A 15,115-nucleotide genomic window follows, 5' to 3' on the forward strand; every position below is an offset into this window, starting at 1 on the left:
AATGGCGGCCGCTTTTCATCATGATCGGCTGGCCGCCGCCGTGGTTATCGTCAACCACTTCAAAGCGCAGCGTCTCCTGGACGGTATCAGGTCGCTTCATTGTCAAACGATTGCCAAGGCGCTTGCCGTTGCCGTTGTGGAAAATTCCATGGACGAGTGCGAGCGGCAGGTTTTGTCCATGGACGCGCCGGAAGGTGCATTTCTCCTGGTCGAGCCTGGCGGGAATGTCGGCTATACGCGGGGTTGTAACCTCGGCGTTGCCGCTCTGCCTTACTCGCGCTACGTCGTCCTGTGCAATCCCGACGTAGTATGGGATCAGCCCAACGCACTTGAGCGCCTGATCGCAATGGCGGACGCCGACCCTTCGATCGGTGTTTTGGCCCCGCTCCAGTTCAGCGATGACGGCTCGCCGGTCGAAATTGCAAGAACCTTCCCGACACTCGCCGAACAGGTCAAACGGCGGTTGAATCCCCGCCGCGGGAGCGAACTCTACCTGAATAACACCCTGGCCGACGGCTCGGCGATTTCGACCGAAGTCGACTGGGTGCAGTCGTCATGCGTCCTTGTTCGCAGGACGCTTTGGGATCGGATTGGCGGGCTGGACGAGAGATATTTTCTCTTTATGTCCGATGTCGAACTTGGACGCGCAACGTGGAACGCAGGCTTGCGGGTATGCCTCACCTCGGCCGCAACGGTCAGAGCTGACGGAAAGCGAGCGAGCAAGGGTGGTTTCGGCGCATTGCTCACCAGCAGGGCTCAGCGCGGCCACCTCGTGGATGCCATCAAGTACTATCTGATCAATGGTCCCCGAAAGCTGCGTCGTCCACAAATCGGCGGCCTGGCCTATCGTCGTGTCACCAGCACGCCGAACGCGATTGGTGCCACCACGCTGGGAGCACGATCCGCCATCAAATCACTGGATGCCGCTGTTCATCCCGTGGATGCGCCAAGCGTCGCGAGAAGGCCATTCCTGTCATCGTCTCGATGAACCACATCAGTGGTACGATCACCGCGAGATTGCGCAAAGGCACAAGGTATTCGTCAAGCGTGAGTTCTGGCTTGAGCGCCAGATGTACGATGACAAAGGTGCCGAACATGACGGTGATCGGAGCCGGAAATTTCTGGATGAGAAAGACGGCTCCCCGCAGCAGGGCGAGCATCACGAACGCGTAGAAGCCGGCGCCGAGAATCCCAAAGTCGGTCATTCCGTCGGTGAGTATCGTGTTGGCCTGATCGATCACCGGCAATCCCAGCTTTGGATGCGCCAGGGCCTCGACCATCTGCAAAGCGATGATCTGGTCCTTGCCGGGGTCGAGGATGGAAGGGATGCACAGCCGAACGTAATACAGCAACGCTTCGCCGTATAGCGGCGCGGAGTTGGATACGGCCTCCATCAAGTCGGCGAGGTAGCCGAGCAGGAACGTCCGCTCACGAACGTTCTCGTAGAACAGCGTCGTGAAACGATCCTGCAGAGACGGGGAGACCAGAAATTCCAGGCCGAGGCTCATCTGGTCGGTCAGACTGGCATTGGTCCCCAGCTCCCATCCCGCAAGTCGCAGCGCAAAGAAGTACGAGCTCATGACGTAAGCAATGGCTGCACCGCAGGCAACACCCAGCAGCTTTTTGGACAAGGAAAGCCGTTGCAAGCCGCCGCCCAGTGAAAACCCTATGGTAGCGACGATCAGGATCAACACGATGGGCCGCCGGCCGGTTGGGACCGCCGCCAGGACGACCATCAAGACAACGGCTGCGTAAAATGCGGTCGTCATGTGCCGGCGGCTGCGCGCCAGCATGAAACCGGCGATGCCGGCGAGTGGCCCCTGGAACAGCGCGGCCGCGGCCCCAAGGACTGTGATGCGACCAGCCTCGTCAATCTGAATACCCAGATAGCCAAGGTCGCCAGCGAGATAGGCTGCAACAATCAATATGAGTCCGAAGGTCGCCAACGCGACCGAGAACCAGCTGTCTTCGGTCGCTTCCGCCATCCTGGCCCCGACGGGGGTCTCGAGCTGCCCTACCATCAGGAGCAGACCACAGAGGATGTTGACCAGCGCCAGCGTCGCTGAAATGAGCTCGATCGGGCGATCTTTCACCATGATGGCAAACTCGGGCGCCGACGGCGCGCTGAGATAGGTCGACAGAGAACCGCCGTCATAGGCAAACAGGAGGGACGTGGTGAGGATCCAGGAGATGCGCAGGGCCCGGTGATCGTCGATCGCGGTGTAAAGCGTTGCGAGAGCAATGATGAAGCCGCAGAAGGCTACGCCGACGAACAGCGCCAGATTGGGCCACAGCAGAAGGATAAGGCTGCAGAGCAGCAACGCCGCCCCAAACCGCGGGATCGTCGATAACAGGTTCACGACATGCGATCCTTGCGGTCGGCCAGCACCTTGACCAGGAACGCGGCGTAGCGCGTCGCGGCAACATCTTCCGAAAAAGACCTGGCGTGACTGCGTGCTGCCTCGGATTGAGAGGTCAGCCAAGTCCAGTTTCTCGCAATCGCGGTCGCTGATTGTTGCGGGCGGCGGGGATCGATCAGGATGGCCGCCGGCCCCGCAATGCTCCGCATTGGCTCCCTGTCGGTGGTGATCACCGGGCAGCCACAGGCCTGAGCCTCGATGATCGGCCAGCCGAATCCTTCCTCTAATGATGGGTAAAGCAACGCCTCGGCCCGCATGTACAGGGCCTCGATCAATTCGTTCGATGCCTCGCTCAAGACAATCAAGTTCCGCCGCCAATTCGAAGCGATCCGCATGGCGTCGTCGGGAAGAGGCGGTCCCACGCAGACCATCAAGGCGTCGCGAAGCGGGGGCGCCCATTCGGGATGATCGCGCAACAGACCAAACAATTCCAGTGCGCCGGCGCGATTCTTGTACCAGAGATTGCTGCCAACATGGAGTAGAAACGGACGGTCGACGGGCAAGTTCGCCCGCTGCATTAGCTCTAGCGCGCGGTCCTTGGCCATGCCGCCGAACCCGATGACGGGGTTCGCAATGACATCAGACGCTCCTGAAGGTACCGCGATCAGGCGTGTGAAATCCGACTGCGTCTGCGCCGAAACGAAGGCGACATTGGCGATGTGGTGGAGGGAACGGCGGATGAGCCGCTGGAGCTGGCTTCCCGTTCGGGGCAGGCGCTGGCCATCGATTTCGCCGGACAGGACCTTGATGGGAATGAGATCGTGGCAGGTGATGCTGAGCGGCGTCGAGCCAAGCAACAAGGCGTAAGGCGCGTTGGAATGGTCTGCGATGTGGACCAGATCGTAAGCCGAGGCCCGCGCCTTGAGCTCGGCAGAGAAAAGCAAAAATTTGTCCACGAAGCCCAGCCATTTGCGCGCCGCGCTCTGGCTTGAGACCAGCCTCGCAAGGCGCTCCGGCGGGGCGACAAGATCGACCTCGAATCCCTGTCGTCGCAAGGCTGCAGCGAGCCAGGATGTATAGCGGAGCATCGAAAACTGCCGATCCGGGGCGTAATTTCCGATCAGAAGAATGCGTGCGGAATGCTTCATTACGGGGATGCGGAGCTTTCGGCCTGACTTGCAATGAGGATGTTGTAGCCCGAATCGCTCTCAAAAGGGGGGCTGCGGCAAGTTGCGCCGAGCGATCGAAAATTAACGTAAAAGGCCTACCAAGGGGGAAATGGCCTGATTTCTCGATTAACATAAAACGGGAGATCTTTTGGGCGACCCCACCAGACCCTCGACCAAGACCCAAGAAGATGAGCGCGAACAGGACCTGCAGGGCAGGACAGGGCAGGATGACCATTCACCGTGACCATGCCCGTCGTGCGTGCTCCGGATCTTGATCCATGTCGGGCTTGATCAGGCGCCTTGCGATCGGGCTTGTGGGGCAGGGAGTTTGGCGTCTTGTTGTGGCGCTCAACACCGTGGCGCTGATTCCTGTTCTCATCGCAACATGGGGGCTTGAAGGTTACGGTCAGTGGATGACGATCAACGCGCTCGTCTCCTATCTCGGGTATGCCAATCTTGGCCTCGTGGCCGCCGCAACGAACGAGCTCATCATGCTGGTTGCCGCGGGAGATCGGCTGCGCGCGCAGCGCTGCTTCCAAATGTCCTGCAATCTTGCACTCGGTCCGTTTCCGCTCGTCCTTGCCGGCGTCCTCGCGGTTGCCGCGGGGCTGCCCCTTGTGGGCTGGTTCAATCTGCAAGAGTTTTCGCCGAAGGCCGTCCTGCTCATTCTTGCGCTCGGCGCCCTGCAACTCTGCTTCGAGACGCTTCGCGGCTTCATGGCCGGGGTGCTCTATTCGGCCGGCAGCTATGGGCTTGCCTATAATGTTGCTGCCGGTGCAAAGCTTGTCGAACTGATTTCTGCGATTTTCGCAGTCGGGGTACTCGGTGCGCGACCCGTCGCTCTTGCTGCGCTTACGGCCGCGATTTCCCTAATCGATCTGATCATCGTGCTCCGGCTGGCGCGCGCCGCAGCGCCCTGGGCGCGCTTTAATTTCGGCGTCATTGACCTCCACCTGTTGCGGGTCCAGTTGCGACCTGCGCTGGGATTTAGCTGCTATAATATCGCGACCCAAGGTGTCCTGGTCCTGGGACCGCGGCTGGTGCTGGGCGCGCTGATGGGAGGTTCCGCGGTTGCGATCTACGCCGTGTATGCGACGGCGATGCGTCTGGTTGACCAGGTTTTTCTCACTTTGATGGCGCCGCTCGGTGTTGAGGTCAGCCGTGCCTCCGGAGAGGGAGACAAGCCGCAGGTTGTCCGCCTCATTGCGCTGCTCGTTCAATTGTCGACATTCCTCTTTCTCGGGGTCGCGCTTTCCCTGATGGCACTTGGCCCTGTCGTCTTCGATTGGTGGACCCACGGACGTGTCGTCTTTCAGCACGAACTGATGGGGCTCTATCTATGCATGTCGGCTGTCAGCCTGCCCGGCCGAATAGCCGCGCAAGTCTTGATCAGCGTCAATGCCATGCGCCGTGTCGCGCTCTTGATCCTTGCTATCGCTCTTTCGTCGCTGGCGTTTGGTGCTGTGCTTGTGCCAAAACTTGATATCTCAGGCGTTTTGGCCGGCCCGATCTGCGGTGAGCTCGCCATTTCGATCTTGCTATGGATCTGCCTGGCGCGATGGCTCGCCTTGCCGTTCGGTGCAATGGGGCAAAGAATTTTCGATCTCGGCTCGGCATTCAATCAGGCGCGCGCGCATGCACGAGCATGGCTCGGACGCTAGGGGGAGTTTGCGGATGAGCGGACCAAGACTGCTCTATGTCGGCGATGATGGGGTCGGTACAACGGCACGCGATCGCGCCGATGCGCTGGTCAAGCTTGGTGCCAAGACCACGTTGCTGCCGGCGATTAGTATCCCGGGTCTGTTAGGCCGCGTCGAGTGGCACGTACGGGCACGCCTGCAGACCGGCCCTGTCATTGCGCGAACCAACGCAGCCCTGATGGAGGCGTGCGCGGGAAATCGCTACGAGATACTCTGGATTGACAAGGGTTGGATGATACGGCCGTCGACGCTCGAACGGATAAAAAACAAGGTCGGCGTGATTGTGCTTTTCAACAACGACAATCCCTGGGGCGAGCACGAACGAGGCCTGTGGCGACTGCATCTCAAAATAATTCCGCTCGTCGATGAGGTCATGACCCCAAAATATAGCGTCGTTCGGTCCTATGAGCTGGCGGGAGCACGCCGGGTATCGGTGGTCGATTTTGGCTTTGCGCCAGAGCGACATTTCCCGCCTCCGAGTCCAGTCCGTGCCGAGCACGACATCAGCTTCATCGGCACCGCACTACGCGACGGGGGCGGTATCCGACCGAACCGAACTGCGATGGTCCTCCAAATGGCGAAAGGCCTGCCCGGCAAGATCAGTGTGTTCGGCCATGGGTGGCGGCGTGCGCTGCGCGGTCACGAAAGGCTGTTCAATCATATCGGTGCGGGCGTGTGGGGCGAGGACTACGCCAGGACGATCTGGGCATCGCGCGTCAGCCTGTCTTTCATCACAAAGGACAATTGGGAAGAACTGTCCCACCGCGCTTTTGAAATTACGGCGTGCGGCGGTTGTCTGCTGGCGGAGCGGGCTTCGCGTTTAGAGCAGAGCTTCAGGGAAGATGTGGAGGCGGTCTACTTCAAGACTGCAGATGAGATGGCCGACAAAGCCGCTGCACTCTTGGACGATGGACCGCGCCGTCAGGCGATCGCACAGGCGGGCCTCAGAAGAGCGCTCGCCTCGGGTTATGACAATGCTGCCCGTCTTCACGAGGCCATCGATAGAAGTCCGCTTTTGCGACCATTCTTCCCTCATCTTCGCGATGACGTCGCTTCCGCGGCCCTCGGTTCACAGTCCATCGCGCCGCGCGTGTAAGTCTATGCTCGCCGCGAGGCCATGTTCAACGTTACGTCCCTCGCGTAGCAGATGACTAGGGTACTGACTCATAACGTGCGGCCGACCATAGCCGGATAGATGCGAGTTGGATGAAGGCAGGGTAGTTTCCCGCAAGCCTGTCGTAGCGCGTCGCCACCCGACGGCATTGTTTGATCCTGTTGAAGGCCGCGTGACCTTCCCATCGATTGACGCCGATTTCTTGTGATGCAGGCCCCATGTTGATGTACGCGAACAAAGGAAGTGTCGATCATCTGCACGGCAGCATCATGGGCGCCGGCCAGTGCGCTCATGAGCTTGGCCCACACGCCCGCCCGTCGCCAGCGAACGAACCGATTGCAGCAAGTCGTATAAGGACCGAAGTTTTCTGGCAGGTCGCGCCATGGCGCTCCGGATTCCAAGACCCAGAAGATGCCGTTGAGGACACGACGGTCACTCACTCGTGGCACGCCGCGCGACTTATTCGGCAGCATCGGTTTGATGGCAAACCACTCATAGTCCGTGAGTTCGTAGCGCATGATTCGGCGCCTTCCGTTGGGTGGCCAGAATCATGGCTCGGTGGTCGGGCTCAACTGGTCGCCTTGCACCCGAAAGCGGACCTATTGTGCTCGCCTTGAGTTTTGTCGTTCATAACCCGAAGCCGACGCGAACCCTAAGGGGGATCGTTGCTCCGGCCTAATTGTCTTTCGATCGCTACCTTGTCGATGATCGACCACACCGCTTTTATTCTCCGCTCGTCGAACTCATAGAAGGCGTTCTCGGTGAAGGAGACCTTCCGCCCATCAACGGCAAGACCGAGGAAATTTCCCTGTGGCGTGCAGTTAAATCCGAGCCTGCTCGCGATGCGCGGTGGATCGCACACTAGAAGTTGAATATCGAAATGAAGGTCCGGAATTTCGCGAAAATCTTTCTCCAGCATTTCGCGATAACCACGTAGTCCAATCCGTTCGCCATTGTGGTCCACTTCAACATGAACGAATTGCTCCAGCTCGGCCCAATCCTGCCTGTTCAGACAGTCGATGTATTCGCGATAGGTGGTGGAAAGTGTGGTGTCGACCATCCTGCCTCCGGCGGTTTCATTATGCCAGTCGTCGGTGCAGAACGCTCGCCGCCGAGAATGGCTCGTTCTCTCCCGACATTCATCTTGTACATCAACCGACCAACTTGGGGCTACTGGGGTAAACTGAACAACAAAATGACAACGACCGGAAATGGCCCAAGGTGGGCTGTCGGTGACGCAGTAAAGCATCGGCTAAGCAGAAACGCCGACGCTGTCTCGTTCCCCACTCCGCGAGCAGCCGGGACCACGCGCTTTGGCCGTACGCTTGAAGCATCGTTCGTCCGCGCGCCGCATCATCGCTCATGGGGGATTGGCGGGTTTTCGGGGCCGGGAGGTGATTTGCCCGACGGGTCGGATGGCGGGCCGGAACAAACGCAAGTGGCGTTACCGAGCCTACGCGAAATCATCCGCTCATCGCGAGATCAGATCTTCGCGTGAGCGACATAGGTCCCCACGACGCATTTGTAGCGATCGATGTACCAGTCGCCAGAGCGGTAGATTGGATGAGCGCTCTTCCATTGCGCAAGCCCTGCTTGGCTAGAAGTCAAGCAACTTTGGAAGGTGATCCTAGTATCTAAGTGCGAGTCAGTGACGACGACTTCTGTGCAATCTTGTGCTAACATCTTGCATAGCACTGCGACGAGAGTGACGAACATTTTTTCTCCGGCATATGGCTAGTGGAAACGATAGATGGTCAGAAGCTCGCTAGACGCCTTGGAGGTTCGCTGGAAATCTAGGGACTAGCCGTAGTCACCCGACATATCTGCACGAGCCTGTAGGTGTTCACAGGCAACAAGATCACGTGCAGGAGCAGGACTGGCGTTAGGTTCGCAAGATACCCGTACCCGATGAAGGCTACATTGCTCGCCAGCGCGACTGTTCTGAGCGTGGTCATCGATCTCATGCAGAATGTGGCGAGCACGAGTCCTGCCGCGAGGTAGCCCAGGAGATTGACCTCTTCACGTTCGATGTACGCGATCACGTCTGCGCCTCGCACCATTTCTGAAGGCGCCTGCGCCAGCAGGACCACGATGAGGACCGCAAGTCCCAGCGCTCTTGTGGCGAGACTTGAGCTCGCGGGCGGCGCCTTGCGGCCGAACGTATCATTTGTCGGCATTATCAGACCTTCAGAACTCAATTCCAGCTCATGAGCAATGTCGCTTCGGATCCGATGAATTGTGTGTCCGACGGATGCAGCGTGCGCTCAGTGTGCTCGCCCTCGCCGGTTCCGGCTTGATATGCCCTTTACATTTTTCTCACTGATCGCTTATTTTTTGTCACAAGGGACGCGAGGGGCCGACGGATTTTCGGCGTGCAATACCTTTTTGAAGACTGCTGTTTAGACGTCGAACTCCGTCAGCTGCATCGAGACGGCAATATTGCCCATGTCGCGCCGCAGACATTTGATTTACTTGAATATTTGATCAAAAATCGGGGGCAGATCGTCAGTAAGGACGAACTCGTCCGGGCCATTTGGGGCGGGCGAGCCGTGTCGGATGCGGCCATCACAACTCGCCTGAATGTTGCCCGACGCGCCATCGGCGATACCGGCGGAGAGCAACGGCTGATCAAAACAATTCCACGGAAAGGCTTCCGATTTGTTGGGCAGGTTCAGGAGACACGGAAATCTCCCGAAAACGGCTCGGCAAGCGATGTGCCTGGTCCAAGAAAGGCACCGCGTTTGTCGATGGTCATCCTGCCGTTCTTGAATATTGGTGGGCAAGTGGAGCAGGAGTACTTCGCCGAAGGCATCATGGAGAGCCTAACGACAGATCTTTCCCGCATTCCCGGCCTCGTTGTGATCGCTCGTGGTACTGCATTCACGTTCAAAGGCAAAGTTGCCGACGCAAAGCAGGTCGGTCGCGAATTGAACGTTCGTTATGTGCTGGATGGCTCTGTTCAACGAAACAAGAACAGAGTGCGGATCAGTGTGCAACTGAGCGATGCGGAGAGCGGGGCGCAGGTCTGGGCTGAGCGTTTCGACAAGGTGATAGCAGATCTCTTCGTTGTGCAGGACGAGATCGTGTCGAGACTGGCTCGCTCCTTGGACCCTCAACTTATCGTAGCCGAGGCACGAAGGGCTCATAGCTCACTTAACCCAAATGCGATGGATCTTTACTTTCAGGGCATGGCGTCAATATTCGTGGGCCCGGCCACAGAGAATTTGGAACGCGCGCGGGCGTTTTTTGAGCAGGCATTGTCACTTGACCCGCAGAGCGTAGACGCCCTGGTGGGCATGGCATACGTTACGGTGACGATTGGAGCGGATCTCCTGACGGAGCATCGGTCCGAACTCATGTCGGTGGCAGAAGCCAACGCGATAAGAGCGCTTTCGCTTGCTCCCGAGCATGCGGGTGCTCACCTGGTCTTGGGATATATCTACATTTTTACAAACCGGGCGGCGATAGGCATTTCGGAATGTGAGCGGGCGCTGGCGCTAAATCGAAATTTGGCCGGCGCTCACAGCGCGATTGGGTTGGCCAAGATGTATCTTGGTCGTCACCCCTCGGAGGTTGAAGAACATATCGCTGAGGCCTTTCGCCTTTCGCCTGTAGACGTATCCAGCTACTGGTGGATGTATTGCCTGGGTATGGCCAAGCTACAACTGGGCGAAGATGCGAGCGCCGTCGCTTGGTTCCGAAAAAGCATCGAGACCAATCGGAACTATCCTATCGCGCATTTCGCGTTGGCTGCGGTTTTGGGCTTGATGGGCGAGTTGGATGACGCGAGAGCTACCGCAAAGATGGGGCTCGCATTGAACCCTGGATTTACGATTGAGCGGTGGCGAGCGGCTAAGCCGACCAACGATCCAAACTATTTGGCGTTACGCGGACGCTTATATACGGGTCTACAACTCGCATCCGTGCCCGAGAAGTAGTTTTCATTCGGCCAAATGCGAATTAGAGCGGGACCGCTCCTGGCCCCTTTCTCGAAAGTCCGACAACGTCCGCTTTCACGCCGCTGATGGGGGACAAGCCGACATCAGGTCCGCCTACTCTCAGCGGCAGATGAGTACGCACCCCAATCTAATCAGTAAGACTGCTTGTAGGTATCGATCGACAAGAACATCAGCGCAGTGAGGGCCAGAATCTTGAGGTCAAAGTAGAACGACCAATTGTCGATATAAAAAAGGTCGAAATCTATTCGCTTCTGCATCTTCTCAAGGGTATCGGTCTCGCCCCGAAGCAGATTGACCTGCGCCCAGCCGGTGATGCCCGGCTTGACGTTGTGACGGCGCGACAGCGGCGGTATGCGCTCCTCGAACATTTGATTATGCGCGAGCGCATGCGGCCTTGGGCCGACCAACGACATTTCGCCGCGCAGCACATTCAAGAGCTGGGGCAACTCATCGAGACTGCTCGCCCGTAGCCGCGCGCCAACCCATGTAACCCTGTTGTCGCTCCGCGTTGCCTGGCGGAACTCGCCGCCATTGTCGTCCGTGCTTGTCCGCATGGTCCGAAATTTCAACACGGTGATTGCCTGGTTGTTGAAGCCGTGACGGGCCTGACGAAAGAAGATGGGGCCAGGGCTCGTCAGTTTGATAAGGCCCGCAATCATCAACATGAGCGGAGTGAACATCATCAGCACCGACGTGCCGACAACGAGGTCGAAAGCGCGTTTGAGAAGTTCGTCGGCGGCAGATAGCGGCTGGCCTTGCACTTTCATGGTCGCGACGTCGCCGACCGCGGAAATCTCCGACGATGACAACAGCCCGTCCAGTTCTGGCACCAGGACGTGAACCGCGACCGGCAACTGCGACATTTGATCGAGCATCGGTCTTACGCTTTCAAGCTCGCTCGGTTTGGGCAAGATGAAAATCTCGTCCACAGCCAATGAGCGACAGGCGTCGATCAGTTTTCGATTTGACGGACCGAGTTGGTCGTTCTCCAGACTCGCGAGCGGGAATTGCGCGATGGTGACGACCCCGTTCGCTGCAAGGCGCTTTGACAGTGCACTCGACGCCGCGGGATCGCCGACCAGAAAGGCGCGGCGAAGCGCCAGCCGTCCGCGCCCCAGCGCCCGCTCCTGGTGGCGGATCAAGATGCCCCGCATAGCCAACGTTGCAACCCACACCGCCACCAGCTGTGCGAAGAATGCGCCGCGCGAATATTCGTCAGATGTCTTGAGGAGAAACATTCCGCTCAATAAAAAGCAGAACGCCAGAACGGTGGCGCGAACGGCATTCCAAAGCAGTTGACGGCGCCTGAAATTCAACAGATGAGCCGTATCTCCAAGCCAAAGCGTTCCGAAGCAATAGAGGGTCGCGAGCAGAAGGGCGGCCGGAAAATAACGGGTCGCCGCGGTGACATCGGGGACGACGATGGCATGGTAAAGCTTGCTTGCCAGGTAGGCTGCAGCCGCCACTGTCACGAATTCGAGGATCAGCAGCCGCAGTCCCATCCTGGCGGCCGGCTGGAGCCCCAGTCCGAGGGCCCGGATCGATTTGCGCGGCGAGTTGGGGCCGGCCGAAATCAGACCATCGCAAGGCGCGCTTGTGGAATTAATCTGAGAGTTAATGTGAGAATTGGGCTCGCGGTGGGTCTCACCCCCGCCGTTCAACGGAAACGTCTGGCGGACGGACGCGTGCCCGCGTATGCCAGCTTGGTGACGCATCCGCTCTAACCCCCAAGACCCCTAACAAATAACGATCAAATCGTAACAAATCCAAGATCTGTACCAATTGTGCGAGCACTTTAACCGGCTATTCACCGTTCGCAAACCAGTTCCATATTACCAACAGGGTGGCTCTCTCTCATGTGTCGTGGCTCTCTTAAGTTTAGCCATTACTGGTTGCAATCATCGTTTGTTGCCACCTTTGCGCTCGCGGCCCTGCTGCTTTCGCCTCCGGCGGCCGGCCAGGGAACAACCAGTCCGCTTACGGGGCTTGGCACAAGACCGGAGGTCGGCGGGACCTACCGGCCACGCGAGGTACTGCAGCCCAACATCAGCAGTAGCGGCAATACCGAAATTCTTCGCCATCGCGATTTCGGTGGAAAGCCGTGTCTCAACGTTGCAGGATTCGCGCGGCCGTTTGCAACGAGCCACAATCTCTTCGACCACGTCATCAGCGCGGAAAATAATTGCCCGAAGGCGATCCAGATGCAGGTCTGCTACTTCAAGAGCAGCCAATGCACCCAGGTTTCGGTTCCCGGCTATGGGCGGAAAGAGGCGATCCTCGGCACCATGCCGTCGCAGAAGGATTTTCAATTCGAGTTCCGCGAGAAATTCTGACGCTCGGGCAGGCGAATGTTTCAATTCGTTGCAGAATCTTTCCTGGCGTGTCTCAAGGGCGCGCCAGAACATCCTCAACGACGTCTGCAAGCGCGCGAATTTCGAAATCTGCCGGTTCGTCCGATGCAAAACTTGCGACCGATTGTCCCACTGAAAACGCGCGGACGAAGGCCGATCGTGCGCATATTGCGGGTGCGACAATTTCACCAAAGCCCTTTAATTCCTGAACAAGTTGGCGCCCTTCCAGGGTTCTGACGTCGACCCGATTTGGAACTAAAATTACTTTTGCAGGCGCAGTCCGACGGGCACGCACCGCTTCGATGATGGCAAGCGTTGTCGCGGTGGCTTCGACATCCAGCCCCGAGGCCGTGCAGGGTACGAGGATCAGATTGGCCAGCGCGATCGAGGCTCCCATTTCGCGCTCGTTTGGTGCGGTGTCGATGACGAGCATTTCGGATTGCACGTCGAGCACGTCGCGCGTCCAGATGGCGACCGAATCTGTGCCTAAGCCTATCTCGTGGACGGGAAATTCGAGCTGACCGGGCTCCGCCCACAAGGATGCGGAGCGCTGTGGATCTGCATCCACCAAAGCGATGCCATAACCTCGCCGTGCGAGCTCGGCGGTGATGCAAACAGCGATCGTGGTTTTGCCAACGCCTCCTTTGCGCTGGGCAATTGCGATGATCGTGCTCATGAGTGGGACAGGTCGCGTGACCTGGGTTGCGTTGATCTTTGCCATCGGCCGCACATCGACGGCGATTGCGTCAGTAAAATCAAAGCGGTCGCTCGCAGCGACCTTCCAGCGTTGCCGCAAGCTGATTGTTCACGCATCGGCAAGGCATGGAGGCCTTCGAATCGTGCGCGAAATAAGGAAAAGTCGAGATTAACCACAATATGACATTGCCTACGATTTAAGTTGGCAGAAACCAAATTCTGATCTTGCACGCACCGCGGGAGCCAGTTAACAATGGCTTAACAGAGGCGCAAAGGGCCTGGACAGCTCTTTACGCCTTTTGAAATGCCTTTTTTGGGGTTGGTTCATTTCCGTCCGGTGTCCCCATGAGCCGGTTGGGTTAGGAAATTTCAGGGGTCTAGCATGACAGTTAGCTATTTAACGAAAACGGATTTGAACGCGGACCTTACCGGGGCAGGTCACCTTGACCCCGCAGTCCAGGCCGCGCTCATTTCGTCGCTGGAAAATAGCGGCGTTTACGACCCAGGGCTGCCGGATGACGGTAAGAAGGCCTGGGTTGAGCAGGGCACCTACGGCGGCGGCGCCATTCCGCCGGTGGTCCAGGTTCTGGACCTTACGAATTCGGCTACCGTTCAGACGTCTTCGACGCTGAAGGGCATCATCATGGATGATGGCGGTGGCAACCAGCTCTATGTGACCGATACGGGCAACGCCCACAACAACGTCTTTGTGGCGATGGGGTCAGGCGCCGATAGTGTCAATCTGTTCGATAGCGGCAACGACACGGTGCATGGCGGTTCGGGCGCTGACGTGATCGGTGGCGGCGTCGGCAACAGCCAGCTCTACGGCGATGGCGGCAGCGACACCCTCTACGGCGGCAGTGGCCAGGACAGCCTGTATGGCGGCGAGGGTGACGACTTCCTCCGCGCGGGTACGGGTGGACACCAGTTGCTCGACGGTGGCAACGGAAACGATGATATCCGCGACAATCAGTCCGGTACGAGCACGCTCTCGGGCGGCGCCGGTAACGATACGATCTGGGGCTACGGCGCGGACACCATCCATGGCGGCGGTGGCAACGACGAGCTTCATGGCGGCATCAACTCGGTAATCTTCTCGGACAGCCAGGCGGGCGACCACACCTCGCTCGGTTCGGGCAGCACGACGTCGGGTGAAGCGAATTCGCTGCAGGGCGGTGCTGGCGACGATACCCTCTATGGTGGTGGCGGCAACGACACGCTGACCGGTGGTGCCGGAAGCAACTTCCTCGTTGCTGGCACGGGTACCAACCAGCTGCTGCAGGCAGGCTCGGGCGACACCAAGCTCTACGATCCGGGTTCGTTGGGCGCTGCGGGCACCGATACGCTCATCGGTGGGACCGGCAACGACACCATCATCGGCCAGCAGGGCGATTACTTCCAGGACACCGGTCTTGCCGGCTCGCACAACCAGTTCTGGGTCTATGGCGGTACGGGCGCGGGCTCGACCCTGCAAGGCGGCGCCGGCGACGACGAATTCCACATCGAGACCAAGGTCGGCAACGATACGATCATTGGCGGCGGCGGCACCGATACGGTCGGGTTCAAGGACCGTTCCTTCAACGATGTCACCGACCTGCACAACACGGCCCCCGGCAGCTACACCATCACGTTCAATGATGGCCAGGAGGTCAAGGTTACGGGCATCACCGAGCTTTACTTCACCGACCAGGCGGTCAAGCTCACCTAATTCCGTCGATCGGCGGATCGAAAAGCCCCGCTTCGGCGGGGCTTTTTATTTCACCTAA

12 protein-coding genes and 1 pseudogene are annotated in these 15,115 nt (G+C 58.7%); 6 read left to right on the forward strand and 7 right to left on the reverse strand.

The window, feature by feature from the left end; all coding sequences use genetic code 11:
• The first annotated feature begins 1 nt into the window (after position 1).
• Positions 2-988: a glycosyltransferase gene (locus L6639_RS31820; RefSeq protein ID WP_237865466.1), complete on the forward strand. Its 987-nt coding sequence runs from the start codon at positions 2-4 to the stop codon at positions 986-988.
• Here the strand turns inward: L6639_RS31820 and L6639_RS31825 are convergent.
• Both L6639_RS31825 and L6639_RS31830 read right to left on the reverse strand, forming a co-directional pair.
• On the reverse strand, positions 909-2,360 hold the full coding sequence (locus L6639_RS31825) for a hypothetical protein (RefSeq protein WP_237865468.1): 1,452 nt from the start codon (positions 2,358-2,360) through the stop codon (positions 909-911). The two genes, L6639_RS31820 and L6639_RS31825, sit on opposite strands and share 80 nt — an antisense overlap.
• A complete protein-coding gene (locus L6639_RS31830) occupies positions 2,357-3,448 on the reverse strand; it encodes a glycosyltransferase (protein WP_237865469.1) in 1,092 nt (363 codons plus the stop codon). Before L6639_RS31830 ends, L6639_RS31825 begins: the two co-directional genes overlap by 4 nt.
• A 359-nt stretch (positions 3,449-3,807) precedes the next feature.
• Here L6639_RS31830 and L6639_RS31835 point away from each other — a divergent pair, with 359 nt between their 5' ends.
• Together L6639_RS31835 and L6639_RS31840 are read left to right on the forward strand one after the other, a co-directional pair.
• Positions 3,808-5,190, forward strand: coding sequence for a lipopolysaccharide biosynthesis protein (locus L6639_RS31835; RefSeq protein WP_237865471.1), 1,383 nt, complete (start codon positions 3,808-3,810; stop codon positions 5,188-5,190).
• 13 nt (positions 5,191-5,203) lie between these two features.
• Positions 5,204-6,325: a CgeB family protein gene (locus L6639_RS31840; RefSeq protein WP_237865472.1), complete on the forward strand. Its 1,122-nt coding sequence runs from the start codon at positions 5,204-5,206 to the stop codon at positions 6,323-6,325.
• Positions 6,326-6,380: 55 nt separating this feature from the next.
• On the opposite strand, the pseudogene L6639_RS43555 reads toward L6639_RS31840, so the two are convergent.
• The 3 genes and pseudogenes from L6639_RS43555 to L6639_RS31855 form a co-directional block, all read right to left on the reverse strand.
• Positions 6,381-6,861: pseudogene (locus L6639_RS43555) on the reverse strand (IS5 family transposase).
• A 134-nt stretch (positions 6,862-6,995) separates the two neighbouring features.
• Positions 6,996-7,403: an ester cyclase gene (locus tag L6639_RS31850; RefSeq protein ID WP_237865473.1), complete on the reverse strand. Its 408-nt coding sequence runs from the start codon at positions 7,401-7,403 to the stop codon at positions 6,996-6,998.
• Positions 7,404-8,136: 733 nt separating this feature from the next.
• A complete protein-coding gene (locus tag L6639_RS31855; RefSeq protein WP_237865474.1) occupies positions 8,137-8,520 on the reverse strand; it encodes a hypothetical protein in 384 nt (127 codons plus the stop codon).
• A gap of 195 nt (positions 8,521-8,715) precedes the next feature.
• Between L6639_RS31855 and L6639_RS31860 the strand changes: the two genes are divergently transcribed.
• Positions 8,716-10,281 carry a winged helix-turn-helix domain-containing protein gene (locus L6639_RS31860; protein WP_237865476.1) on the forward strand — a complete coding sequence of 522 codons (1,566 nt, stop codon included), beginning with the start codon at positions 8,716-8,718 and terminating at the stop codon, positions 10,279-10,281.
• Between the two features lie 152 nt (positions 10,282-10,433).
• Here the strand turns inward: L6639_RS31860 and L6639_RS31865 are convergent, their stop codons facing one another.
• Positions 10,434-11,804: an exopolysaccharide biosynthesis polyprenyl glycosylphosphotransferase gene (locus tag L6639_RS31865; protein WP_237865480.1), complete on the reverse strand. Its 1,371-nt coding sequence runs from the start codon at positions 11,802-11,804 to the stop codon at positions 10,434-10,436.
• Between the two features lie 390 nt (positions 11,805-12,194).
• Between L6639_RS31865 and L6639_RS31870 the strand changes: the two genes are divergently transcribed.
• Entirely contained in the window at positions 12,195-12,635 is a 441-nt protein-coding gene (locus L6639_RS31870) for a hypothetical protein (RefSeq protein ID WP_237865482.1), read from the forward strand.
• Between the two features lie 52 nt (positions 12,636-12,687).
• On the opposite strand, the gene L6639_RS31875 is transcribed toward L6639_RS31870, so the two are convergent.
• A complete protein-coding gene (locus tag L6639_RS31875; RefSeq protein ID WP_338076568.1) occupies positions 12,688-13,449 on the reverse strand; it encodes a nucleotide-binding protein in 762 nt (253 codons plus the stop codon).
• A 312-nt stretch (positions 13,450-13,761) separates the two neighbouring features.
• Here L6639_RS31875 and L6639_RS31880 point away from each other — a divergent pair, with 312 nt between their 5' ends.
• Positions 13,762-15,057, forward strand: a complete 1,296-nt coding sequence (locus L6639_RS31880; protein WP_237865483.1) for a calcium-binding protein — start codon at positions 13,762-13,764, stop codon at positions 15,055-15,057.
• Positions 15,058-15,115: the final 58 nt, after the last annotated feature.

Origin of the sequence: Bradyrhizobium zhengyangense, assembly GCF_022012555.1 — a bacterium.
Lineage (GTDB): Bacteria > Pseudomonadota > Alphaproteobacteria > Rhizobiales > Xanthobacteraceae > Bradyrhizobium > Bradyrhizobium zhengyangense.

Bases quoted from the DNA above. Each gene is read 5' to 3' on its own strand.
- L6639_RS31830 (WP_237865469.1), bottom strand. From the start codon at position 3,448: ATGCTCCGCTATACATCCTGGCTCGCTGCAGCCTTGCGACGACAGGGA.
- L6639_RS31840 (WP_237865472.1), top strand. From the start codon at position 5,204: ATGAGCGGACCAAGACTGCTCTATGTCGGCGATGATGGGGTCGGTACA.
- L6639_RS31835 (WP_237865471.1), top strand. From the start codon at position 3,808: ATGTCGGGCTTGATCAGGCGCCTTGCGATCGGGCTTGTGGGGCAGGGA.
- L6639_RS31850 (WP_237865473.1), bottom strand. From the start codon at position 7,403: ATGGTCGACACCACACTTTCCACCACCTATCGCGAATACATCGACTGT.
- L6639_RS31855 (WP_237865474.1), bottom strand. From the start codon at position 8,520: ATGCCGACAAATGATACGTTCGGCCGCAAGGCGCCGCCCGCGAGCTCA.
- L6639_RS31865 (WP_237865480.1), bottom strand. From the start codon at position 11,804: ATGGGACTGCGGCTGCTGATCCTCGAATTCGTGACAGTGGCGGCTGCA.
- L6639_RS31820 (WP_237865466.1), top strand. From the start codon at position 2: ATGGCGGCCGCTTTTCATCATGATCGGCTGGCCGCCGCCGTGGTTATC.